The organism is Rhodobacterales bacterium HKCCA1288 (assembly GCA_015693905.1).
Taxonomy (GTDB): domain Bacteria; phylum Pseudomonadota; class Alphaproteobacteria; order Rhodobacterales; family Rhodobacteraceae; genus M30B80.
On record CP065161.1, the window covers coordinates 374,272 to 397,029 of the forward strand.

Annotated in this window: 23 protein-coding genes and 1 other RNA gene; 13 read left to right on the plus strand and 11 right to left on the minus strand. The window is 55.8% G+C overall.

Annotation, left to right across the window (positions count from 1 at the left end; all coding sequences use genetic code 11):
- Nucleotides 1-29 precede the first annotated feature (29 nt).
- A complete protein-coding gene (rplM, locus tag I3V23_01870; GenBank protein ID QPI85772.1) occupies nt 30-488 on the plus strand; it encodes a 50S ribosomal protein L13 in 459 nt (152 codons plus the stop codon).
- Between the two features lie 3 nt (nt 489-491).
- Nucleotides 492-1,001, plus strand: coding sequence for a 30S ribosomal protein S9 (gene rpsI, locus I3V23_01875; GenBank protein QPI85773.1), 510 nt, complete (start codon nt 492-494; stop codon nt 999-1,001).
- Between the two features lie 97 nt (nt 1,002-1,098).
- Here rpsI and I3V23_01880 read toward each other — a convergent pair whose 3' ends face one another.
- Both I3V23_01880 and I3V23_01885 read right to left on the minus strand, forming a co-directional pair.
- Nucleotides 1,099-2,517 (minus strand): methyl-accepting chemotaxis protein, encoded by a 1,419-nt coding sequence (locus I3V23_01880; protein ID QPI85774.1) that lies wholly within the window; start codon nt 2,515-2,517, stop codon nt 1,099-1,101.
- 113 nt (nt 2,518-2,630) lie between these two features.
- Complete coding sequence (locus I3V23_01885) at nt 2,631-3,413, minus strand: glycosyltransferase family 25 protein (protein ID QPI85775.1); 783 nt, start codon at nt 3,411-3,413, stop codon at nt 2,631-2,633.
- Nucleotides 3,414-3,639: 226 nt separating this feature from the next.
- On the opposite strand from I3V23_01885, the gene I3V23_01890 reads away from it, so the two are divergent.
- The 3 genes from I3V23_01890 to I3V23_01900 are packed head-to-tail and all read left to right on the plus strand — an operon-like array spanning nt 3,640 to nt 6,421.
- The gene (locus I3V23_01890; protein ID QPI85776.1) at nt 3,640-4,533 is read left to right on the plus strand and encodes an ABC transporter permease; all 894 of its coding nucleotides are present in this window, start codon (nt 3,640-3,642) and stop codon (nt 4,531-4,533) included.
- Nucleotides 4,530-5,336 (plus strand): ABC transporter permease, encoded by an 807-nt coding sequence (locus tag I3V23_01895; protein ID QPI85777.1) that lies wholly within the window; start codon nt 4,530-4,532, stop codon nt 5,334-5,336. The genes I3V23_01890 and I3V23_01895 overlap by 4 nt, the downstream gene beginning before the upstream one ends.
- A complete protein-coding gene (locus tag I3V23_01900; protein ID QPI85778.1) occupies nt 5,333-6,421 on the plus strand; it encodes an ABC transporter ATP-binding protein in 1,089 nt (362 codons plus the stop codon). The genes I3V23_01895 and I3V23_01900 overlap by 4 nt, the downstream gene beginning before the upstream one ends.
- Here I3V23_01900 and I3V23_01905 read toward each other — a convergent pair.
- A complete protein-coding gene (locus tag I3V23_01905) occupies nt 6,418-6,660 on the minus strand; it encodes a sulfurtransferase TusA family protein (protein ID QPI85779.1) in 243 nt (80 codons plus the stop codon). The genes I3V23_01900 and I3V23_01905 overlap by 4 nt on opposite strands.
- Nucleotides 6,661-6,767: 107 nt before the next feature.
- Here I3V23_01905 and I3V23_01910 point away from each other — a divergent pair, with 107 nt between their 5' ends.
- The 4 genes from I3V23_01910 (at nt 6,768) to I3V23_01925 (ending at nt 11,076) form a co-directional block, all read left to right on the plus strand.
- The gene (locus I3V23_01910; GenBank protein ID QPI85780.1) at nt 6,768-7,514 is read left to right on the plus strand and encodes a cytochrome c biogenesis protein CcdA; all 747 of its coding nucleotides are present in this window, start codon (nt 6,768-6,770) and stop codon (nt 7,512-7,514) included.
- A gap of 52 nt (nt 7,515-7,566) precedes the next feature.
- The gene (locus I3V23_01915) at nt 7,567-8,739 is read left to right on the plus strand and encodes a hypothetical protein (protein QPI85781.1); all 1,173 of its coding nucleotides are present in this window, start codon (nt 7,567-7,569) and stop codon (nt 8,737-8,739) included.
- Complete coding sequence (locus I3V23_01920) at nt 8,736-10,091, plus strand: cytochrome P450 (protein QPI85782.1); 1,356 nt, start codon at nt 8,736-8,738, stop codon at nt 10,089-10,091. Before I3V23_01915 ends, I3V23_01920 begins: the two co-directional genes overlap by 4 nt.
- A 100-nt stretch (nt 10,092-10,191) precedes the next feature.
- Nucleotides 10,192-11,076, plus strand: coding sequence for a fructose bisphosphate aldolase (locus I3V23_01925; protein QPI86638.1), 885 nt, complete (start codon nt 10,192-10,194; stop codon nt 11,074-11,076).
- On the opposite strand, the gene I3V23_01930 is transcribed toward I3V23_01925, so the two are convergent.
- The 7 genes from I3V23_01930 to ssrA all read right to left on the minus strand — a co-directional run bounded on the left by I3V23_01930 (nt 11,058) and on the right by ssrA (nt 15,082).
- Complete coding sequence (locus tag I3V23_01930) at nt 11,058-11,288, minus strand: ribbon-helix-helix domain-containing protein (GenBank protein ID QPI85783.1); 231 nt, start codon at nt 11,286-11,288, stop codon at nt 11,058-11,060. The two genes, I3V23_01925 and I3V23_01930, sit on opposite strands and share 19 nt — an antisense overlap.
- Nucleotides 11,285-11,482 (minus strand): DUF4169 family protein, encoded by a 198-nt coding sequence (locus I3V23_01935; GenBank protein ID QPI85784.1) that lies wholly within the window; start codon nt 11,480-11,482, stop codon nt 11,285-11,287. The genes I3V23_01930 and I3V23_01935 overlap by 4 nt, the downstream gene beginning before the upstream one ends.
- Nucleotides 11,483-11,594: 112 nt before the next feature.
- Nucleotides 11,595-12,989 carry a class II fumarate hydratase gene (gene fumC / locus I3V23_01940; GenBank protein ID QPI85785.1) on the minus strand — a complete coding sequence of 465 codons (1,395 nt, stop codon included), beginning with the start codon at nt 12,987-12,989 and terminating at the stop codon, nt 11,595-11,597.
- A 48-nt stretch (nt 12,990-13,037) separates the two neighbouring features.
- Complete coding sequence (locus I3V23_01945) at nt 13,038-13,616, minus strand: methyltransferase type 12 (GenBank protein ID QPI85786.1); 579 nt, start codon at nt 13,614-13,616, stop codon at nt 13,038-13,040.
- Between the two features lie 63 nt (nt 13,617-13,679).
- Nucleotides 13,680-14,177 (minus strand): hypothetical protein, encoded by a 498-nt coding sequence (locus I3V23_01950; protein QPI85787.1) that lies wholly within the window; start codon nt 14,175-14,177, stop codon nt 13,680-13,682.
- Nucleotides 14,178-14,256: 79 nt separating this feature from the next.
- Nucleotides 14,257-14,607, minus strand: coding sequence for a DUF4345 family protein (locus I3V23_01955; protein ID QPI86639.1), 351 nt, complete (start codon nt 14,605-14,607; stop codon nt 14,257-14,259).
- A gap of 121 nt (nt 14,608-14,728) precedes the next feature.
- Nucleotides 14,729-15,082, minus strand: a transfer-messenger RNA (tmRNA) gene (gene ssrA / locus I3V23_01960).
- Between the two features lie 63 nt (nt 15,083-15,145).
- Here ssrA and I3V23_01965 point away from each other — a divergent pair.
- A complete protein-coding gene (locus I3V23_01965) occupies nt 15,146-17,440 on the plus strand; it encodes an AAA family ATPase (GenBank protein ID QPI85788.1) in 2,295 nt (764 codons plus the stop codon).
- Nucleotides 17,441-17,571: 131 nt separating this feature from the next.
- Here the strand turns inward: I3V23_01965 and I3V23_01970 are convergent, their stop codons facing one another.
- Nucleotides 17,572-18,615 carry an extracellular solute-binding protein gene (locus tag I3V23_01970; protein QPI85789.1) on the minus strand — a complete coding sequence of 348 codons (1,044 nt, stop codon included), beginning with the start codon at nt 18,613-18,615 and terminating at the stop codon, nt 17,572-17,574.
- Nucleotides 18,616-18,897: 282 nt separating this feature from the next.
- Here I3V23_01970 and I3V23_01975 point away from each other — a divergent pair, with 282 nt between their 5' ends.
- The 3 genes from I3V23_01975 (at nt 18,898) to I3V23_01985 (ending at nt 22,718) form a co-directional block, all read left to right on the plus strand.
- On the plus strand, nt 18,898-20,313 hold the full coding sequence (locus tag I3V23_01975; GenBank protein ID QPI85790.1) for a deoxyribodipyrimidine photo-lyase: 1,416 nt from the start codon (nt 18,898-18,900) through the stop codon (nt 20,311-20,313).
- Nucleotides 20,314-20,391: 78 nt separating this feature from the next.
- A complete protein-coding gene (locus I3V23_01980) occupies nt 20,392-21,603 on the plus strand; it encodes a class I SAM-dependent methyltransferase (protein ID QPI85791.1) in 1,212 nt (403 codons plus the stop codon).
- Between the two features lie 8 nt (nt 21,604-21,611).
- Nucleotides 21,612-22,718: an NUDIX domain-containing protein gene (locus tag I3V23_01985; protein QPI85792.1), complete on the plus strand. Its 1,107-nt coding sequence runs from the start codon at nt 21,612-21,614 to the stop codon at nt 22,716-22,718.
- Nucleotides 22,719-22,758: the final 40 nt, after the last annotated feature.

The window sequence follows — 22,758 nt, forward strand, 5'->3', positions numbered from 1 at the left end:
GTCAAAATCTAAGACCAAGGAACGTATACATGAAAACCTTTACCGCAACTCCTGCGGATATCGACAAGTCATGGATCGTGATTGACGCTGAGGGCGTTGTTCTCGGTCGTCTTGCCTCGATCATCGCCATGCGGCTGCGCGGCAAGCACAAGCCGTCCTTCACGCCCCATATGGATATGGGCGACAATGTCATCGTCATCAACGCTGAAAAGGTGCAGGTGACGGGCAACAAGCGCAACAAGCCAAACTATTGGCACACAGGCTATCCCGGCGGGATCAAGAGCCGCACCACAGGCCAGATCCTCGAAGGTGCGCATCCTGAGCGCGTTGTGATGCAGGCGGTCAAGCGCATGCTTCCTGGTGGCCCGCTGTCGCGCCGCCAGATGACCAATCTGCGCGTCTATGCAGGTGCAGCGCACCCGCATGAGGCACAAAACCCCACAGTTCTGGATGTAAAATCCATGAACAAAAAGAACACGCGGAGCTAAACCATGGCCGAGACACTCTCTTCGCTCGATGAGCTGAAAGGCGCCGTGGCTGAGGGCTCTGCCCCCGCCGCAGGTGCGACATCCATTTCCGTGGATGCCTCCCCCCGCGAGCCTGTGCGCGATGCGCTTGGCCGCTCTTATGCAACGGGTAAGCGGAAAGATGCGGTTGCCCGCGTCTGGATCAAGCCAGGCTCTGGCAAGGTCACCGTGAACGGCAAAGAGATCAAAACCTATTTTGCCCGCCCTGTGTTGCAGATGATCCTGCGTCAGCCTTTCTCTGTGGCTGGTGTGGAAGATCAGTTTGATGTGATGGCAACCGTCAAAGGCGGTGGCTTGTCAGGTCAGGCAGGCGCGGTAAAGCACGGCATCTCTAAGGCGCTGCAGCTTTATGATCCCTCCTTGCGCGGCGCGCTGAAGGCGGCAGGCTTCCTGACCCGCGACAGCCGCGTTGTGGAACGTAAGAAGTTCGGTAAGCGCAAAGCACGCCGCAGCTTCCAGTTCTCCAAGCGTTAATCTGGATCAACGCTTTTCAAGATTACAAAAAGGCCACCCGTTTGGGTGGCCTTTTTCTTTGTCCCTTTGACGCGTCCCCATTTTGTGCGCGCTCAATTTATATGGCGCGCGCATAGTCCTGTTGTGATGGCATCGGCCCGCTCTGTGCTGGATAGGCGCGATCATAGCCCTGTGTCGCCCCCCCAAGCTTGAAGAACTGCAATTCCCCCGTCAGGCCCGTTGCGGCTTGGGTCATGGCGCCGCTGTCTTTGACCAATTCTTCGGCCATCGTGGCATTTTCTTGGGTCGCGCGTTCCATATTGAAAATGGCGCTATTAATATCAGCAAGGGCGATGCTTTGTTCGCTGACACCCGCCACGATTCCATCGACCTCATGGGCGACTTGGCCAATATCTTCGAAGATGCGGCGCAGTTCGCTGCCTGTTTTATCGACCAAATCAACCCCGCCTGTGACATGGCGGCGGCTTTCTTCGATGAGGGTGCTGATTTCGCGCGCGCTATCGGCGCTGCGTTGTGCCAATTGCCGCACCTCCGAGGCCACGACCGAGAACCCGCGCCCTGCTGCGCCCGCGCGTGCGGCCTCAATCGCGGCATTCAGAGACAGCAGATTGGTCTGTGCCGCGATCCCGTCAATCACGGAAATGATTTGCGCAATACGATCAGAGCTTTCCTTGATTTTATGCATGGCGGCAACGGCATTAGCCACCACTGCCTCGCTCTCGCGGGTGCGGTCACGGGTGGAATTGGCCCCTGATAAAACCCGCCGCGCGGTGTCGACATTGGCCTTTGTCGAGGTGGTGAGTTCCTCAACCGCAGCAGCCGTTTGTTCGATCTGCGCGGCCTGTTCGGTGGCGCGATTTGCCAATGCATCTGCGGCGCTGTTGATGGCTTGACCCACCTCCTTCACCTCGCGGCTGACATCGGTTGCATTGCGCATCAGATTACCCAATTGCGTTGCGGCCTCATTATAGGCCACAGCCACCTTTGCCAGATCAGGCAGTTGGCTGAGGGCGACCCGCGCGGTTAAATCGCCGTCGCGCAAGGCAAATAGCGCCTCTGCGATTTCCTCGATTGCTGTGACGCGTTCGGTGATATCGGTTGCGACTTTGACAACACGGGTCAGGTTGCCGTTCTCATCCTTCACGGGCGCATAGGTGGCTTGGATCCAGATGGTTTGACCTGTCTTGGTGCGGCGTGGAAATTGATCCGTGAATATTTTGCCGCTCTTCAGATCATCCCAAAATTTCGCATAGGCCGCGCTGCGGGCATAGTCAGGATCCACAAAAAGGGCGTGATGTTTCCCCACCACCTCATCTAATCGATAGCCGAGTGTGGAAAGGAAGTTGTGATTAGCCGTAATGATAGTGCCGTCAATTTTGAAATGAATGACCGCTTGGGTGTCATTCACCATGGACAGGAGAGCCTGATCTACGATGGCAGAAAGGCGGGCTTCTTCGCCATCAATATCATGCTGATGTGGTGTGGCGCGCTGTAGGGTCATGAAGGCATCCGTCATCTATATTCAGTTACAGATGATAACGAACAGCTTAAGGTTGAGTTTAGACTCTCGCGTAAAAAATATTTGATGCAAAGATTTTGAATCAAAGCTTTGATTTTGCTGCGATCATCTTATCGCAGAAGGCCAGTGCCCCATGCACGGAATAGTTGAAATAGCCGTATGATCAAGCGAGAGACTTCCAGCCATGCGCGATAGGGCAAAACCGTCAAATAGCGCCATTTGGGCAGTTTGAAATCCGGCCCTTGGTTTTGGATTTGCGTCACCTCGCCCGTAATTTGCGCGCAAGGCAGGGGTTTGACGAAAACCGCCCGCAGGCCTGCAAGATATTCGAGGTCAAACATAATGTCATAGGCCAACCGCATGGGCATTTGCCGCACCAACCATTTGGCCGCGCGCCGATTGACCATATAGGCCCCCGCACCTTTTTCTCGGGTCAGGGCCACGGCCAGACGATAGCGCCCTGTAAGCCCGCTATAGGGAATGGCGCGGCCCGTATTCACAGTTGAAAGGCGCAGAATATCCCATTCGCCCGCGCGCGCGATCGCGGCCTGCATCACCTGCGTAAAATCAGGCTCGAATGTAATGTCATCCTCTAAGATCAACGCGTGATCCGCGTCACTGTTTAGAAATTCGCGCAAGGCCTCGATATGGCTGAGGTAACACCCAACCTCAGCGGGCGCGCGTCTGCGGCCATGCAGCAGGCGATAGGCCAAATCGCTGAAATCAGGATGCGGAAACTGCAGCATTTTGCCATCCACCGCCGCGATCCGCTGATAGGGCAGGCCAATCGCCCGAAGCCGCGCGTCAAGTTTGGCCAAGCGCGCAGGCGCGCGATCCAAATTGATCAGATAGGTTTTGACCTTATCAAGGGAGGCGCGTGCAGATTGGGGCATAGATATTATGATGGGCCTGTCAGTGTTGGTGAAAAAGGGGCTACAGGCTTGCCTGCGTTGGTGCAAGGGCCAAGGCGTAGGCAATGGTGCGGCACGACTGTGCAGAATATTCGCGCAAGCGCCCGATCTTGCGCCTTCACGCATCGAATCCCTTGCGCAAAGATTGATTTCTTCTAAAGGTCGAATGCTATGCACCCCTGATTAGGGGCGAATTTGGGGGATATAAATGGCCCGATCCTTTGATCTGGGAAGGTTCCTGCGCCGCGATGAGACCAAAGGAATGGTTCTGATCGCGCCCCCATTCATTTACGCGGTTTTGCTGCTGGCGGCGCCTTTGGCCGCGATTGTTTTGTTTTCCTTCTGGACGCAGGATTTCATGACGATTGATCGCAGCTTTACTTTGTCGAATTACCGCGAGGCCTTCACAGACCCGCTATATATGGAATTGCTGTCGCGCTCTTTGCGTATATCGTTGTCGGTGACGGCTATCACGGTCGTATTGGCCTTTCCCGTGGCCTATTTCGTGTCTTTCTATGTGGCCCCAGAACGCAAATCCTTGTGGTTGTTTTTGATCACAATCCCGTTTTGGACAAGCTACCTGATCCGCGTGTTTTTGTGGCGGGTGATCTTGGCCTATGATGGGCCCGTAAACGGCACATTGGTGGGCCTTGGTGTGATAGACGAGCCTTTGGCCTGGATCCTCTACTCGGCCAATTCCGTGGTTATTACGTTGGCGCATGCTTACGCCCCATTTGCGATTTTGCCGATTTTCGTCAGTCTTGAGAAAATAGATAGATCCTTGCATGAGGCGGGGCGCGATTTGGGAGAAAATCGCGTAATGGTGTTTTTGCGCGTCACATTGCCCCTTGCGATGCCGGGTGTTTTGGCGGCGGTTTTGATCGTGTTTATTCCGACAATCGGCGATTACGTCACCCCGCGTCTTGTGGGCGGGTCGGATGGCACGATGATTGCCAATATGATCCAAACACAATTCATGCGCCTCAATAACGCGCCGATGGGGGCGACCTTATCGGTTCTGGCAATGTTGATGGTGGGGTTTGTCTCGCTTGTGATGATCCTTGGCACATTGCGGTGGACACGCGGGGGCAAGTCGAAATGAAGGGGCAAAGCCTTAAGATCTATGTGATCCTTTATTTGGTGTTTTTATACGCACCGATTGTGCTTTTGCCTTTATTTGCCTTCAATTCGGGCACCGTCATCGCCTTCCCGTTGCAGGGCTTTACCTTTGGCTGGTTCATCGAGGTTTTCACCACCCAAGCCTTGGTTGAAGCCACGCACAATTCCGTCTTTATCGCGGTTTCGGTTGCGGTCTTGTCGACCTGTTTTGGCCTGTTCGCGGCACGCGCGGCCACGCGGTATAATTTTCCTGCCAAAGGGGGAATTGTGGGCTTTGTCATGTTGCCCTTGGTCCTGCCCGAAATCATCGTGGCGGTGTCCTTATTGGTCGTGTTGATCCAAGCGGGGCTGTCCACGGGGATTTGGTCGGTGATTGCGGGCCATGTTTTGATCTGCACCCCGTTTTCAATTGCGATCCTGCAAGGCAGCTTTGCCAATATGGACAAAAGCCTGGAAGAGGCGGCTGTGGATTTGGGCGAAACACCGCTCAGCACGTTTCGCCTTGTCACTTTGCCGCTTGTCGCACCTGGGATCATTGCGTCCCTTTTGATCTGCTTCACGATCAGTCTGGACGAATTTATTATCGCCTTCTTCCTGTCTGGGAATGAGCCAACCTTGCCCGTTTATATCTGGGGTTTGCTGCGCTTTCCTGCGCGGGTTCCTGTGATCATGGCGCTTGGCACATTGTTGGTGTCGTTGTCGATTATTCTGTTGATCACTGCCGAATATTTCCGCCGCCGTGGCCTGCGCCGTGCAGGCAAGCGCGATGTTGGAGGGTTTTTATGACCAAGCAAGAGCCAATCATCCGTCTAGAGAATGTCCACAAATATTACGGCGATTATCATGCGCTGCGGGGCATCACGGCCGAAATCGGGCAGGGTGAATTCTTTTCGCTGCTCGGGCCATCAGGCTGTGGCAAGACCACGCTTTTGCGCGCGATTGCGGGCTTTGAGGAGATCTCCTCAGGCGCGATCATGCTTGGCGGCAAGAATATGGAGGGGGTGGCGCCAAACCATCGCCCCACCAATATGGTGTTTCAATCCTATGCGATTTTCCCGCATTTGAATGTCGAGCAAAACGTGGCCTTTGGTTTGCGAAAATCGGGGATGTCTACAGTGGATAAGACACGCGCCGTAGGGCAGGCCTTGGAAATGGTGGGCCTTGGGGGCTATGGCGCGCGCGCGGCACATGCGCTTTCGGGCGGGCAAAGGCAGCGTGTCGCCTTGGCCCGTGCCCTGATCCTAAAGCCGAAGGTTTTGCTTCTTGATGAACCGCTTTCGGCCTTAGACAAAAAAATGCGCGAGGTGATGCAGGTTGAATTGATCAAACTGCAACGCGAAGTGGGGATTACCTTTATCCTTGTGACCCATGACCAAGAAGAGGCTTTGGTCATGTCTGATCGCATCGCGGTGATGTTCGAGGGCGAGATCGCGCAATTGGATGACCCCGAGCGCCTGTATCGCCGCCCTGTCAGCCGTAGGGTGGGGGAATTCATCGGGATGATGAATTTCCTTGAGGGCAGTTTGGAACACTCGGGCGGTTTGTCTGTAGATATCGCGGGGCTTGGCCGCGCGGAGATCGCCCCCGAGCAAGTGGTTGGATCAGGCGCTGCGGGGGCCGTTTCTATTGGGCTGCGCCCTGAAACCTTGTCGATCCTCTTTGACGATGATCCCAAATCCGCGCGAACCGCCCAAGGTGTGGTGGATGAGGTCGTCTATTATGGCGATATGACCTATTATGATTTGCGCCTTGACGGGGCAGCGCGCCCTGTGCGGATTTCTATGCGTAATGTTGTAGGCCGCCCCGTTCTCGAGGTCGGCGCGCGCGCCCGCGTCAGTTGGGATCCCCGCGCGTTTACGGTTTTCACTTAACCGCGTTTTTCCACAAAAAACGTATAGGTGCCATTCTCTTGGTGAGATGAGATGAGGGCGTGGCCCGCCTCGGCACAAAAATGCGGCACATCAATCTGGGCCATCGCATCGGTGGCACAGAGCTTGACCACCGCGCCGATCTGCGCCGCCCGTATCGCCTTTTGCAGACGCAAAACAGGCAGAGGGCAGCGCAAATCGCGCGCATCAATTTCAATCTCATATGGGGGTTGGTCTTGCATGGGGTGTGGCTTAGCCTGCGGGCCTGCCTGCCGTCCACAAGAATGTGATCTCCCGCGCAGACAGGCCATGGGTGACGCAGGGGCAAAAATACCCTAAAGCCAAACTCATGTTCGGAATCGATTTATATGGCGCATCGCTTTTGCCCGCGGTCTTAGTGGCGTTAACCGCAGGGGTGCTGAGTTTTCTCAGCCCTTGTGTGTTGCCCATTGTTCCACCTTATCTGGCCTATATGGGCGGGATCAGCCTAGACGAGGCTAAGGGGCGGGGACGCAATCGTGCGGTCGTTGCGGCCTTGTTTTTTGTTCTGGGCCTTTCGACCGTGTTTTTATTTTTGGGCTTTACCGCCTCGATTTTCGGCAAGTTTTTTCTGCAAAACCAAATTCTTTTGTCCCGTATCTCAGGCGCGGTTATCATCGTGTTTGGCCTTCATTTTTTAGGGGTTTTCCGTATCCCGATGTTGGATCGCGAAGCACGGCTTGATGCGGGTGATCGGGGCGGGTCTGCACTTGGGGCCTATGTTTTGGGCTTGGCTTTTGCCTTTGGCTGGACGCCGTGCATCGGCCCGCAGCTTGGCGTGATCCTGACCTTGGCCGCGAATGAGGCCAGCCTTGCGCGCGGCACAATCTTACTTGGGGTATATGCCGCAGGCTTGGGGATTCCGTTTCTGCTAAGCGCGCTGTTTCTTGAGCGTGCGATGGGGGTCATGGCGCGGCTCAAGCGCCATATGAAGCTGATCGAGCGGCTGATGGGCGCGCTTTTGATTGTCGTGGGGCTTGCCCTTTTGACGGGTGCGTTTTCCGCCTTTTCTTTCTGGCTTTTAGAGAATTTCCCAGCCCTTGGTTCGCTTGGTTAAAGGTTTCTTTTTCATATAGCAATTTTCACTCTTTCGGCGATAGTCTGGCCGCATGGATAGGGTGGGTCATATCGTGCGCCGTAGGGCGGTGTTCTTTGTGCCAGGGTTTGACCCTGCGCCGCCACGCGCCTTGCGCGAACGGTATCGCCGCGAGGCCGCGAAACAGGCCCGTCTCTCAGGCCATGTGATCCAAATCAGCGCGGATGGCAGCCACGCATGGCGCGTGGATGCGGTGATCGAGGGGCAGGAATGCGAAACACGAATTGAGGTTCTGGCATGGTCTGATTTGGTGCGCGCAGAAATGCGTGGGGGCGGTGTTTGGCGCAGTTTTGTTAATCTCACCCGTGCGGCGATGACCTATATTCGGGCTGGGGCGATTGCGCCCTTATTCTCGCTGCGCAAGGGGCCCGTGATTGCGATCTCTTACCCTGTCTTGGTGCTGCTGACTGAATTATTGGTTGCTGCGCTACTGGTGGGAGCAGGGGCACAATTTGGCCCCATTGGCGCGCTTGTTGGAGGCGTGGCAGGTTATGCCGCATTGTCACTGGCCGCCCGAAAAGACCCGATTTTTGCGCATTACCTGATTGATGATTATGCCTATGCCGCGCGGGAAGATGGGGCTTACCCGCCCGCGCTTGAGGCGCGCTTGGCGGCGTTTCAGGCCAAACTCGCCGCCGCCTGTCTTGCTGACTATGACGAGGTTTTGCTGATCGGTCACAGCTCGGGCGCGTATTTGGCAGTGTCCTTAATGGCGGATTTGCGCCGCGCAGGAGGGGCGCATTCCGCGCTATCGCTGTTGACCTTGGGCCATGTCGTGCCGATGGTCAGCTTTTTGCCACGCGCAACGCGCTTGCGCGGCGATCTGGCGGCGCTAAGCACCGATCAGGCCCTGACATGGGTCGATATCAGCGCGCCTGCCGATGGGTGCTGCTTTGCGCTCTGTGATCCTGTGGCTGTGTCTGGCGTGGCCCCTGACAACCAATCTTGGCCGCTTGTCATTTCTGCCGCCTTTTCTCAAACCCTGACACCCGCCACATGGGCGGCGCTGCGGTGGCGGCTGTTCGAGACGCATTTTCAATATCTCAACGCGTTTGATGGGGGCGGGGATTATGATTATTTCGCGCTTACCGCAGGCGGGCAAAGTTTGGCTGCCCGCTATAGTGGGCGCACGCCATCGCCCTCGCGGATCACGCGGGCCGTGTCGCCGCATCGGGGTGTAACATGAACGCGCCTCTCCCCCCCAAGCCGCCCGCCCGCGCGGATCGGGTGGGCCTCCTCCAATATCTGCGGCTATTTCGCCGCGATATCCTGTCTGCGCAGCCCGCGCGCCTTTACCACGCATGGATGGCGGAATTTCGCACCCCGTTTTTCCGCTCTTACCTGCTGAACCAACCCGATTTGGTTGATTTGGTCTTGAAAGAACGTCCCGATGATTTTCCAAAATCTGATCGCATTTCCGAAGGCCTGCGCCCGCTTTTGGGGAATTCAGTATTCCTGACCAATGGTGAGACATGGAAGCGGCAGCGCCGTATCATAGACCCTGCCTTCGAGGGGGGGCGCCTGCGGGCCACATTCCCCGCAATCTGGGCCGCTGCCGAGGCTGCGGTGGCACGGCTGCCGCAAGGCGAGGTCGAGATTGAGGCGCAGACCAGCCACGCTGCGGCTGATGTGATCTTTCGCACCTTGTTTTCAGTTCCGATTGAGGATCAAACGGCCCAATCCGTGTTTCACGGGTTTCGCGCCTATCAAAGAACGCAGCCCTTGGTGAATTTGGCGGCATTTTTGCCATTTCCGCGATTTATGCCGCGATTTATGCCACGTGGCTTTGCAAAATCCACCAAACGGGCCGCGCGCGATATCCGCACCTTGATCGCGCGGATGACAGAAAAGCGCGTGGCTGAGATTGCCGCAGGGCAGGCCCCAGATGATCTGGCAACCAAGATTTTGACGATGCATGACCCGCAAACGGGGCAGGGCTTCTCGCCTGATGAAATGGTGGATCAGGTCGCGATTTTCTTTCTGGCGGGTCATGAAACATCGGCCAGTGCGTTGGCATGGGCCATATACCTTTTAGCACTTTACCCTGAGTGGCAGACCCGTATCGCCCATGAGGCGCGCGCCCTAGAGGGGGGATGTGATTTTGCGGTGCTGTCTCAGTTGCCCGTCACGCGCGATGTGTTTCGCGAAACATTGCGCCTTTATCCGCCCGTGCCCATGATGGTGCGCGAAGCCACGCGCCCCGAGCGGTTTCGAGATCGCGTGATCAAACGCGGGGCGCAATTGGTCATCTCGCCCTTTCATATCCACCGCCATACACGGCTGTGGGACAATCCTGATGAGTTTGACCCCACCCGATGGGAAAAAGGGCGCAGGCGGGGGCCGTATTTGCCGTTTTCAGCGGGGCCGCGCATCTGCACAGGCGCGGGCTTTGCAATGGTCGAGGGGGTTGTGCTCTTGGCTATGCTGGCCCGCGCCTATCGGTTCGACTTGATCGAAGGGCGCGCCCCTCCGCGCCCTGTGGCCCATCTCACCTTGCGCGCCGCCAATGGGATTTGGCTAAATATCACGCAGCGCTAACGGTAGCGATAACATCGCCCATGCCCCTATGCAGCCTTGTTTTATTGGCGTATGCAGCCAAAAGGCGCAGCTAGAAAAAGGCGGTTTTACGATGTTTGATATGTTCCAAGACATGCGCACGCGCATCATGACGGATGCAGGCTTTATCGCCGCTTTGGATCAATCGGGCGGCTCCACCCCAAAGGCGCTGGCGCTTTATGGCATCACGGAAGATGCTTATAGCAGCGAGGCGGAAATGTTTGCGCTGATGCATCAGATGCGCGCACGGATCATTATGGCGCGCGATTTCACCGCCGAGAAAATCCTAGGCGCGATCCTGTTCGAGCGCACCATGCGCGACACGATCAACGGCACGCCTGTGTCAGAACTTCTGTGGCGCGATAAGGGCGTAGTGCCGTTTTTGAAAATCGACAAAGGCTTGGAAGAGACACGCGATGATGTGCAGCTTCTTAAACCGATTTCGGGCTTAACGGCACTTTTGTCAGATGCGCGCGCCTTTGGCGTCTTTGGCACCAAGGAACGCTCGGTCATCCATGCCGCCAATGCTGGTGGCATCGAGGCGGTCGTGGCGCAACAATTCGATCTTGCGGCAGAGGTCTGCGCAGCAGGGTTGGTGCCGATTATTGAGCCAGAAGTGAATATTCACGCAGATACAAAATCCGAGGCGGAAACCCTATTGCGCGATGCCATTGCCCGCCATTTGGATCAACTGGCCGTTGGCCAGGAGGTGATGCTCAAGCTGACCATTCCAAATGAAGCAGGGCTTTATGATGGTTTGGCCGATCACCCCCGTGTCTTGCGGGTGGTGGCCCTGTCGGGGGGCTATAGCACAGATGACGCTTGTGCGCGCCTGTCGCAAAACCCAAAAATGATAGCAAGCTTTAGCCGTGCCCTGACCGAAGGCTTAAATGTGGCGCAATCCGATGCCGAATTTAACGCGGCACTTGGGGCGAATATTGATAAGATTTACCGCGCGTCTCTTTGAGCGCGCAGTTCCTTCAGGACAAATAATCTAATCGCCGTGGCAAGGCCCGAGGATAATCCACGGGCCTCGTCTATTTCTGCGGCTAGGGCATTCACCGACTGCCCGCGCGCAGCGGCAATGGCGCAGAATTCCTCCCAAAACGGATCCTCCAATGAGACGGAGCTGCGATGCCCGCGCAAGGTGAGGGAACGCTTTTTGGGGCGGTCAGTCATTCTGCATCATATTCTGAATCGGGGGTCAGTTTATGCTGATCCAACACTTCGCGTAGACGCGCCTCGCGCGTGGCGGCGAGTAATTTCTCAGCCTTTGATTGGCCAAATTTTACAGCATTTTCAGATGCCTGTTCGCGGTTCTTCATGCGTTGTTTTTCCTTGCGCGCGCGGCGTAGATTGATGATCTGGCTCATACTCGTCACTCTTTGCAAGGTGGCTATCTGGCGGTTTCATCAGTGATTTGGCAAGAAAAATGGGGTGCCTGCAAGAGGCACCCCATCATCCGTGATGAAAATGCAGCAGTGATTAGCCTTTGGGGCCAATCATATCTTCGGGGCGGACCACGCGGTCAAAGGTTTCCCCATCGACAAAGCCCAGATTAATGGCCTCTTCGCGCAAGGTGGTGCCATTCTTATGCGCAGTTTTCGCAACCTTGGTGGCATTGTCATAACCGATTGTGGGCGCAAGCGCGGTGACCAACATCAGGCTTTCGCGCATCAGTTTTTCGATCCGCTCGACATTGGCCTGTGTGTCTTTCAGCATACGCTCGGTAAAGCTATCGGCAGCATCCCCCAACAGCTGCATGGATTGCAGCAGGTTATAGGCCATCATCGGGTTATAGACGTTCAATTCAAAATGGCCTTGGCTGCCCGCAAAGGAAATCGCGGCATCATTGCCCAAGATATGGGCGCAGACCTGTGTCATCGCCTCGGCCTGTGTTGGGTTCACTTTGCCGGGCATGATCGAGCTGCCTGGTTCATTTTCGGGCAGGATCAATTCCCCAAGGCCAGACCGCGGGCCAGAGCCCAAGAAGCGCATATCATTGGCGATCTTATAGGCGGCCATCGCCGTTGTTTTAATCGCGCCCGACATAAAGACCATCGCGTCATGCGCGGCCAAGGCTTCGAATTTATTGGGCGCGGTGATGAAGGGCAGGCCCGTGATCCGCGCCATATTGGCCGCAACGGTGGTGTCCCAGCCTTTATCGGTGTTCAGGCCAGTGCCAACCGCTGTGCCGCCCTGCGCCAACTCGTAAATGCCCGGCAGGGCCATTTCGATACGGGCAATCCCATTGCGGATTTGCTGCGCATAGCCCGAGAATTCTTGCCCCAAGGTCAGCGGGGTCGCATCTTGGGTATGGGTGCGCCCAATCTTGATAATGTCTTTGAACTCCTTGGCCTTCGCCTCAAGGGCGGTGGCCAGTTTGTCGAGGCCAGGCAGCAATACATCGCGCGCGGTCATTGCGGCGGCGATATGCATGGCGGTGGGGAAGGTGTCGTTAGACGATTGCCCCATATTGCAATGGTCATTGGGGTGAACGGGAGTTTTCGACCCAATCACACCGCCCAAAATCTCAATCGCGCGGTTCGAGATCACCTCATTCGCGTTCATGTTGGATTGCGTGCCAGAGCCTGTTTGCCACACCACAAGGGGGAAATGATCATCAAGCTTGCCATCGATCACCTCTTGCGCGGCGGTGATCATGGCATCGGCCAAGTCCGCGGGCAGCTTGCCGCTTGCCTTATTCGCCTCGGCACAGGCGCGTTTGATCACCCCAAGGGCACGCACGATGGCAACGGGCTGTTTCTCCCACCCAATGGGGAAGTTCATCAGGCTGCGCTGTGTCTGCGCGCCCCAATAGCGGTCGGCAGGAACCTCCAACGGGCCAAAACTATCGGATTCGGTGCGGGTTTGGGTCATCAAAGATCCTCCAGTATGCTGTTGCATACCAAATAGGGCCTGCGCCGCTTAATCGCAACGGGGAATTAAGTGCATCGGCCTCGTAAAGCGATAGACGCGGGCAGGGGGCAGGTTGCGCCAAATCTTATCGCTGCGTGTCCATGACAGGGCCATCTCTTTGCGCAGATCGGCATTCACCGAAGGGTTTGGCCCATAGGTGAATTGCACAAAGCTGCCCTCGGGCGCGAGGCTGTTGAAACTGCCTTTGAGAATATCGCGCTGCACCCCGATGGGCATCGACAGGAGCGGCAGACCCGAGATCACGGCCTGCACATTGTTTAACCCCAACTTGTCGAGATCACAGGCGCTCATGTGATGGACATTCACCGCTGCAAAACTCTCGCGCAGATGGGTGCAAAAGTTGGGGTTCATCTCAACCGAATGCAGCATCTGCGGGGCAATGCCACGGCCCAAAATGGCGCGGGTGATATTGCCCGTGCCTGGGCCCAATTCGATCACGGGGCCTTTATTGGGATCAAGACCTGCAACCATCTCTTGGCACAGCGCCGCCGATGAGGGGGCCAATGCCACAACCTGATGAGGTTTTGACACAATCTGAGAGAGGAATAGGCGCAGATCTTTGTTCATACCGCATCCGATGCAGGGTTATTGTAATTTATTTATGTCGAATATGCGGGATGCCCACAAATTTCAGGTATTTTTTCTGAACCGATCCAGAGATACCACTTCGCCCTGCGCTTTGGCCCCTTTCGGGGCGGGGTCGGGGTCTGTGACGGGGTCATCCTCGGCGGGGGTGTCTGGATCAGGGGTGTCATCTTCGGCTTCCACCGATTCAAACCGCAGACCAAATTCAACCGAAGGATCAACAAAGGTGACAATCGCGTCAAAAGGCACGCGCAGCGCCTCAGGGTTGTCGCCAAAATTCAGAACGATGGAAAACCCGTCCTCATCCACCTCAAGCGCGTCATACCAATGTTGGATCACAATGGTCATTTCTGCGTCATAGCGCTCGCGCAGCCAATCGGCCATTTCCACATCAGGATGGCCCGTGGCGAAGGTGATGAAGAAATGATGGTTCCCGGGCAGGCCGTTATCCGCAACATCCTCTAGCACAGTCTGGATCAGCTTGCGCATCGCGTGATGCATCAAGCGACCATAGGGGATAGAGGCGTTGGAACTCGAACTCATCATCATTGCCTTTGCTGCATCTGCAGCCCCAAGCATAGAAGATTCGGAACGGAAAGAAAGCGCGGTTTTGGCCCGCGCCTCAGCTATTTGCGAGGATCAACCACGCGGCCAATCCCGCTTCGCAGCCAAAAAAGGTCAGGCTTTGACGCGACCACGCCTTGTCGCGCAGGATCGAGGTGATCCGACCAAGCGCCGCCCCCGCATAGGCCAATCCCACCACAACCCATGCCAGCGGGTCATTGATCAAGATCGCGCCCAGACCAAGGCCCACAAACAAACAGCCCGAGGCGGCAGAGACTTCGGTATAGGCCATATTGGTGGGGCCTGCGCGCATATCAAGCACATCCATCGTCCAACGCGTGGCCAACCACCCAAGCGCGCCAAGGGCGATGGTGATCGCGCCCGCCGCGAAATTTAGAATATCAACGATGCCCATCTGACCCTTCCAAGCCCTGTCTTTCCTCTTATTCGGTGGGGACGGGGGATTGGATCACTTTTCCTTGCATTTGCAAGAAAATCTTTTCCGCGTCTTGATTGGAAATCGGGGGGGAAGTGCAGGCTTCTGTTGCCAGGTGCCTGCGGACCCCGCCTTACGCGGCTAGGCGCAAGGGCTTAGTTTCGGCGACCCGAACTGCTTACGCAGCCAGAGCCATTGCCGGAGCACGGTTGTCATTTGCAACTGTACGATTTGAACCGATAACGGTGGTATCTCACCGAGACAAAGCTAACCCCTTTAGACGTTCGTCGATCCTATTTCGGCCCCATGATCCGCAAATGACGGGGTATGGTGGAGCCGCCGGGTACCGCCCCCGGGTCCGATCCGCTTATTACGAGCGCGTTTATGTCCATAGCCCCCCGAAGGGAGCAGGTGGAATATAGGCGCTGTGGGGGCGGATGGGAAGGGGGGATGGAATGAGGATATAAAGTAACATACATTTTGTGTATGAAAAACGTTTAAGGATTTTGCAATGCAAGAGCGTTCGATCATCATTTCTAAGGTGTCGCAAATTAAAAATGCGGGCGTTTGGAAGAATTTCTCCGCTTCTGCGGAAGTTACTTTTGCGCCAAGAACCCTTCTCTATGGGTTTAACGGCTCAGGCAAGACCACTCTTTCAAGGTTATTTTCTTCGATTGAGCGGGGGGGGCTAGAGGTTCGGCTGCCTGCCGAAACGACTTTTAGCATAGAGACCTCAGACGGCACTGTGGTTACGCAAGAATCAACTTCAAATCCGTTTGGCAATAACTTGCTAGTCTTCAATACGGATTTTGTGTCGAGAAACTTTGAGTGGGATAGGAGCAGCACGAAGGGAATTGCATATCTTAGCGAAAAGAAAGTCGATGCCCGAAAAGAGTTTGATGAAGTAACGCCGAAACTTGCAGTCGCAAAACAGGAGGCTAAGGCTAAAGAAAAGGCGAAGGCCAAAGCTGATAAAGACTTATCGGACTTCAAAACTAGAGTGGCTCGCAACATCCGAGAAGTCGCTTCATCAAGCATATACACACAGTCCTACGACGCTCGAAAAATTCAAGGGCATTACTCCAAAGTATCCTTCGGCGCGGGAAGGAAGTTGTCCGAAGAAGAGCTGACAAAAAACCAAGAAGTGCTTGCTCAGCGGCAACCATTGCCAACGCTTTCGTTCTTCCCAAGCCTTCCTGCTAGCCTAATTGATTGGTTCACGGCTGGCAAAGCTCTGCTTGCTCAGAGCGTATCTAGCATCGCCTTGAAGGAGTTCGAAGCTCACTCTGATGCTCTTCGTTGGGTAGAAGAAGGGCTCCATTATCATGACGAACACAGTGTGAGCGATTGCTTGCTTTGTGGTAACGCTTTCTCTGAAGAGCGACGAGCGCAGCTCCGGCGTGTGTTCGACAAATCGTGGACAGAGGCTTTGCGCGTCCTAGAAGACGCTGTGAGGCAAGGGCAGGCACATCAACAAGCTCTTAGAGACCTCTATAGGTCTATTCCGAAGGAGGCAGAGGTTACCGCGGAAGAGCGGAAGGATTTTGTAGAGAACCGAGTGCTTTTTGAAGCCGCTATTAAGCAGCTTGGCCTTCATGTCGGGGAGCTTATCAAAGGGCTCGGCGTGCGGGCGGCAAACCCCACTAAAGAAGTCGCCATCACTGGAGACATCGCCGATTTCAACATTGAGGAGTGGGTGCAGAATTATATAGCCGTAGAGACCACTCTGACTGAAGTCGTTAAGAGGCATAACGAAGCCTTCACGACTTTTGCCGAAATGCAGGAGGATGCCTTCACGAAAATCGAAGCACACGTGTTGGCGACTAACCAAGGTGGTTGGAGCCGCTTCCAGAAGGCAGTGCGGGACGCTGAAGAGGAGCTCAAGGCTGCCCAAACAGACGAAAAGCGTCTTGCCGAACGTCAGCTAGAACTTCTCAACGATCTACAGGACAACGGTATTGGCGCGGACAAATTGAACGAGCTCATATGGGCCTACCTAGGGCATAAAGAACTTCGCCTAGTCGCCGAAGCTGGCGGCTATAAAATCCTTCGCCCGAGCGGAAAACCTGCAACAGAGCTCAGTGAAGGAGAGCGGACAGCGGTTTCCTTCTGCTACTTCCTAACACAACTTGCTGCCGAGGATCGCAAGGTTGAAGATCTCGTACTGGTCATTGATGACCCGATTTCGAGTCTCGATACCGCCGCTCGAACCCATGCCTATAGTCTGATGACCCGCATGACCAAGAAGTGCGCTCAGGTGATCGTTCTCACCCACAACACGAGCTTCATGAACATGGTGAAGCGCGAGTTTAAAACCCTTCAGAAGCGGGATGCCACTAAACAGGTGACCACGCTCTTGTCGCTCGACTGTCGGAATTCTGGCAATGGGGATGAGCGCGTGACCTCGCTGACCACTATGCACACGTTGCTGGTGAACTATGATAGCGAGTATCATTACCTCTTCAGTTTGGTTCGGGATGCAGCTCGCAAAGGGACGACAGATTATGTGTTCTTGCTTCCCAATGCGACTCGAAAGCTTTTAGAGATGTTCGCAACCTTCTGTTCTCCCGGACAGTCGAGTTTTGCAGGCGCGCTCATGGACCACCACGATACCGTGAAAGACAAGCTCGACGTTCGCGCCCTCGAGCGGCTCGTGCAAATTGAGTCACACGGCACAATAGACGGCCTTGGCACTCTGCCGAACCTTACTCTTGAAGAAGCTATTCGTGCGGCCGAAGCAGCCATAAGTTTCATCGAAGAGGTTGGGAAGGACCACTACACGAAGATGTGCGTGGCTTGTGGATGATGCGGTCACCTAAAGATACAAAACACTGATTTTTAATGCGGTCGATGACTTCACGGGCTGGCCCGAGTGCCCCCCAAACAAAAACGAGCGCCCTTTCGGGCGCTCGTCTCATGTCCACCATCTGACCTTAATCAGAAGCCTGCTTTGATCCGCACAAAGGCCTCGGCCTGTGCTTCGCGGCGGTCGTTGCTGATGGGCAGCTGTGCCAGAACGGGCACGGTCACTTCGCCCAAGCCATTGGCCTCGAGCGTTTCTGCGCCAAGGGCGGCAAGGGCCGCGCTATTGGCGGTGCCAAAGCCGCCATCCAGCAGGGGCTGTGCTGACACCTCGGACTGCATCGCGTTGACGAAGTCATAGGCCTTATCCTCGGACCCTGGTGCATCGGCCATATTCACATAGCCGCAGAGCCAGACGGATGTGCCCTCGACCGTGTTACGCTCGAACCCAACGGGGAAGCCTTCATCGGCTAATGCTACGGGCACCTCGTTCCATGCCCAAGCCACCAGAACCTCGCCCGATGCCATCAACTGGCCCAATTCGGCGGGGTCGGTCCAATAGGTGCGCAGGTTTTCGTGGATCGAACGCAGCCATTCGGTGGCAGCCTCGAACTCGGCATCTGTGGCTTTTGTCCAATCGGTCACGCCTGTCGCCAGATAGGCCAGCGCATAGGCGTCATCCACATTGTCAGGGATCGACAAGCGGCCTGCGAAGGCGGGATCAGTGAAGACCTGCAAGGAGGCCACCTGTTCGGCGGTCACTTCCTCGGTGTTATAGGTGATCGCGGTCGTGCCGTAATCGGTGGGCAGGAAGAACAATTCAGACGTGCCCGCAAGCACATCTTGGCCCACCAGGCTTGCATCGAGATTGTCAAAGGCCGCGATGCGGTTCTGATCCCATGGTTCGATGATGCCCGACTCTTGCCACCGCGGCACGGAGCCTGCGCAAATATGGGTCACATCAGATTTGAACCCAGAGACGAGACGCTGAAACGCTTCGTCCTCATCCCCGAAGAACACGAAGCTGGGGCTTGCGCCATGTTGGTCGATATAGGGTTGGTGGTAACCAGGTTCTTCAAAGCCCGAATAATCGAACACGGTCAATTCGCTATCTTGGGCGAGGGCCACACCAGACATCGCCATCAGTGCAACAGTGCTAAAGAGCATTTTCTTGGTCATAAGCAGCAATCCCGATCCTGTGAGTTAAGGGAAAAATCGCAACGGACGCTAGGGCGAAGCCAACCATCACGCAAGAGGATTCGCGAAATTCGCGCTTTGGGATCGGGCAAGTGCCAAAGCATTAAGCAGTTTGTGACCCGAGATTTTACCCCCCATACCTTGACCCGCCAGATGCTGCACTAGCTTGCACCCAAATGATCGGGTTGGGCCTTGTGACGCCGCCCCAAAACAGGAAATGCCAAGGCCAATCGCGCCAACGGCCAAAGATAAAAAAGAGGGGCCATGACAGACGCGCCTGTCCTATATTGGATCCGCCGTGATTTTCGCCTCAGCGATAATCCCGCGCTCGTTGCCGCCGCCGCCATGGGGCCTGTGATCCCCGTTGTGATTTTGGATGACAGCATTGATCAGATGGGCGCGGCCCCCCGTTGGCGCTATGAAATGGGGCTGCGCGCCTTGGCCCGCGCCTATCATGCGCAGGGTCTTGATCTGGTGATCCGCAAGGGGGCGGCTGATGCGGTCTTGGCGGATCTTGTGGCCACGACTGGGGCCAAGGCGGTGCATTGGAACAGGCTCTATGACCCCCATGCTCGCGCGCGCGACAGTGCCATCAAGACCGCGTTGCGCGATCAAGGCATCGCCGCGCAGAGCCATAATGGCCATCTCCTGTTCGAGCCATGGGAAGTGCAAACAGGGCAGGGCGGGTTTTATCGCGTCTATACCCCCTATTGGCGCGCGGTGATGGGGCGTGATGTGGCGCGCCCCTTGCCTGTGCCCGCCTTGCGCGGGGTCGATCACGCGCTTGACAGCCTATCGGCCGAGGATCTGAACCTTGCGCCGCAGATGCGCCGTGGCGCGGGCGTTTTGGCGCGCTATGCGCAAATCGGGGCCGAGGCCGCCCAAACCCGTCTGGCGCAATTCCTCGGTGACAAGGTGGCCGCCTATAAGGACAAGCGTGATTTTCTCGATCAAGACGCCTGTTCTAACCTGTCCGAGCATCTCTCGCTTGGCGAAATCAGCCCGCGCGAGATTTGGCATATGGGGTGGGAGGCACATCGCCATGGTGCGGCGGGGGCCGAGCATTTTGTGAAGGAATTAGTTTGGCGCGAATTCGCCTATCATCTTCTCTATCATTCGCCCCAGATTGCGACTGAGAATTGGCGCCCTGACTGGGACAGTTTCCCATGGGCCACCGACCCTGATGCCCCGCAGGTTCAGGCGTGGAAACAGGGACGGACAGGCATTCAAGTGATCGATGCTGCGATGCGCGAGCTGTATGTGACGGGGCGCATGCACAATCGCGCGCGGATGTTGGTGGGGTCCTATCTGACCAAACATATGATGTGCCATTGGAAAATTGGGCTTGATTGGTTCGCCGATTGCCTGATTGATTGGGATCCCGCCGCCAATGCAATGGGGTGGCAATGGGTTGCGGGCTCTGGCCCTGATGCGGCCCCTTATTTCCGCATCTTCAACCCAGAAACCCAGGGCGAAAAATTCGACAAGCACGGGCGGTATCGGGCGCGCTGGATTGCTGAGCTATCAAACCCTGCACCGCAAACCGCGCTTGATTTCTTCGAAGCCGCGCCGCGGTCGTGGAATTTGCAGCCCAAAATGGGCTATCCCACCCGCCCAATTGTGGATCTGGCCGAGGGGCGCGCGCGGGCGCTTGCCGCATATAGCGCGCGAAATTCTTAACACATGCAACGATGAGATGAATTCGCTTGAGCCTGCACAGGTTTAAGGCGAAACTGGCTGACAATGTCAGGGGGAACGATGACAATAAAAACAACCACCAAAGGTGAACCAAACCTACCGCGCTATTTTGAGGCGGTTTTTGCCAAATCTGTGGACATGAAAAACGGCCGTTTGGATATGGTTCTGCCCGATGGTCGCATCTTCCGCGCCGAAGGGGCTGGTCAGGGGCCTGTTGCTGAAATTCACATTCACAATGTGGATGTATTTGCGCGCCTGATCCGCGAAGGGGATCTTGGGTTTTGCGAGGCCTATTTGGATGGGTGGTGGTCAACCCCTGACCTGCAAGCCTTCCTTGATCTGGTTCACGCGGGCAATGACGATATCTATGACGGTTTCTTGGGTCTCAAAATCGCCCGCGCCTATGAACGGTTTCGGTTTTGGCTGCAAAGCAATTCCAAATCTCAGGCGCGCAAGAATATCTCTTATCACTATGATCTGGGTAATGATTTCTACAAATTGTGGCTTGATGACACGATGACATATTCCTCGGCCCTGTTCCAAACGGGCCAAGAAAGCCTTGAGGCCGCGCAGATCGCCAAATACGCCTCGATGGTGGATCAGATGGGCGCACAGCCTGGGGATCATGTTTTGGAAATCGGCTGTGGATGGGGTGGGTTTGCCGAATATGCTGCGCGCGAACGCGGCCTCAAGGTCACGGGCCTAACCATCTCGCGCGAGCAGCATGATTACGCGGTTGATCGGATTGCCCGCGCGGGCCTGTCTGATCAGGTCGAGATCAAGATGCAAGATTACCGCGATGAAACGGGGCTTTATGATGGGATCGCCTCGATTGAGATGTTCGAGGCGGTTGGCGAGAAATATTGGCCCGTCTATTTCAAAACGCTGCGAGATCGCTTGAAGCCTGGCAAACAGGCGACTTTGCAAATCATTACAGTTCAGCATCGCCGTTGGCAGATTTACCGCAATACGGTCGATTTCATTCAGAAATATATCTTTCCCGGTGGCATGCTGCCATCGCCCGTTGTTTTGCGCGAAGAAGTTCACAAAGCGGGGCTTGAGGTAGCGGGGTCAATTGAATTTGGCGAAAGCTACAGCCAGACCTTGCGGCGTTGGTATGACACTTTCAACGATCGTTGGGATGAGGTGGCCGCCCTTGGGTTTGATGATCGCTTCCGCAGGATGTGGAATTTCTATCTAACCTCTTGTGCTGCAACCTTTCATTTCCGCAATTGCGATGTGACCCAAATCACGGTGCGCAAGCCAAGCTGAGGGATAGTATGACTGATCTCGCGCTTTACGGCACGCTGCGTGATCCTGATATCCTCAAGATTGTCTTAGGGCGGGCAGGGGGCGAGATGCCATCTGCCCGTCTTTCTGGCTATCGTGTGGCGATGGTTGCGGGACAGCATTATCCCATGATCTGGCCCGAGGGTGGGGCGGACTGCGAGATCGACATTTTGCAAGGGTTGGATGCGGGCGATCTCGCACGGCTAGATTTTTATGAGGATGTGTTTGGATACACCCGCACAACCATTTCCTATGAGGCGCGACCGCTGCAGATTTATCTGCCACCTGAAGGTGGGTCTTGGCCTAAAGGTGGGGCCTTTGACCCTGCAACTTGGGCTGTGGCACATGGCGCGCTGACACGTTTGGCCGCGCAAGACATCATGTCGTCATATGGTATTGAAACGGCCAAGGCCGTTGCTGCCCGTCTGCCAATTATTCGCGCGCGGGCGCAGGCCCATCTGCGTGCGGGCGATCATCCGCCTGCGGGCGAGACCCTCAAGCGCCGCTTGAATATCGCGCATCAAAGTGCTGTATATAATGGATTTTTTAATTTAATCGACATTGCGGCCTCTTACCAACGATTTGATGGTAGCCTGTCTGACCCTGCGGGGCGTTTGATCCTTGATCTGGGCGAAGCTGTCACTGTGCTGCCTTATGACCCCAAGAGGGACTTGGTGCTTTTGATTGAACAATTCCGCCCCGCCGCTGTGATTCAAGGTGACCCAAACCCATGGCTGCTTGAGACTGTGGCAGGCATATGTGACGAGGGCGAAACCTATGAGCAGACTGCACAGCGCGAAGCCCGCGAGGAGGCAGGGGTTGCGCTGAACGCGCTGCATCTCATCGGGCGGTATTACCCAAGCCAAGGGGCGGTTGCGCAAATCCTGATTTCTTACATCGGCCTTGCTGATTTGGCGCAGGATTATGACAGCACCCATGGCCTGTTGGCCGAAGGCGAGGATATTCGCGCCTTTACCTTGCCCTTTGACGAAGCCTTTCGCCTTGTACAGGAGGCGCGCCTCAGCAATGCACCGCTTTTGCTATCTTTAATGGCGCTTGATCGCATGCGTGCCGCGCGGGGCTGGCCCTCACAATAGCGCCAACGCCCCTTGAGTTATCGCCCCATCCCACCTATCC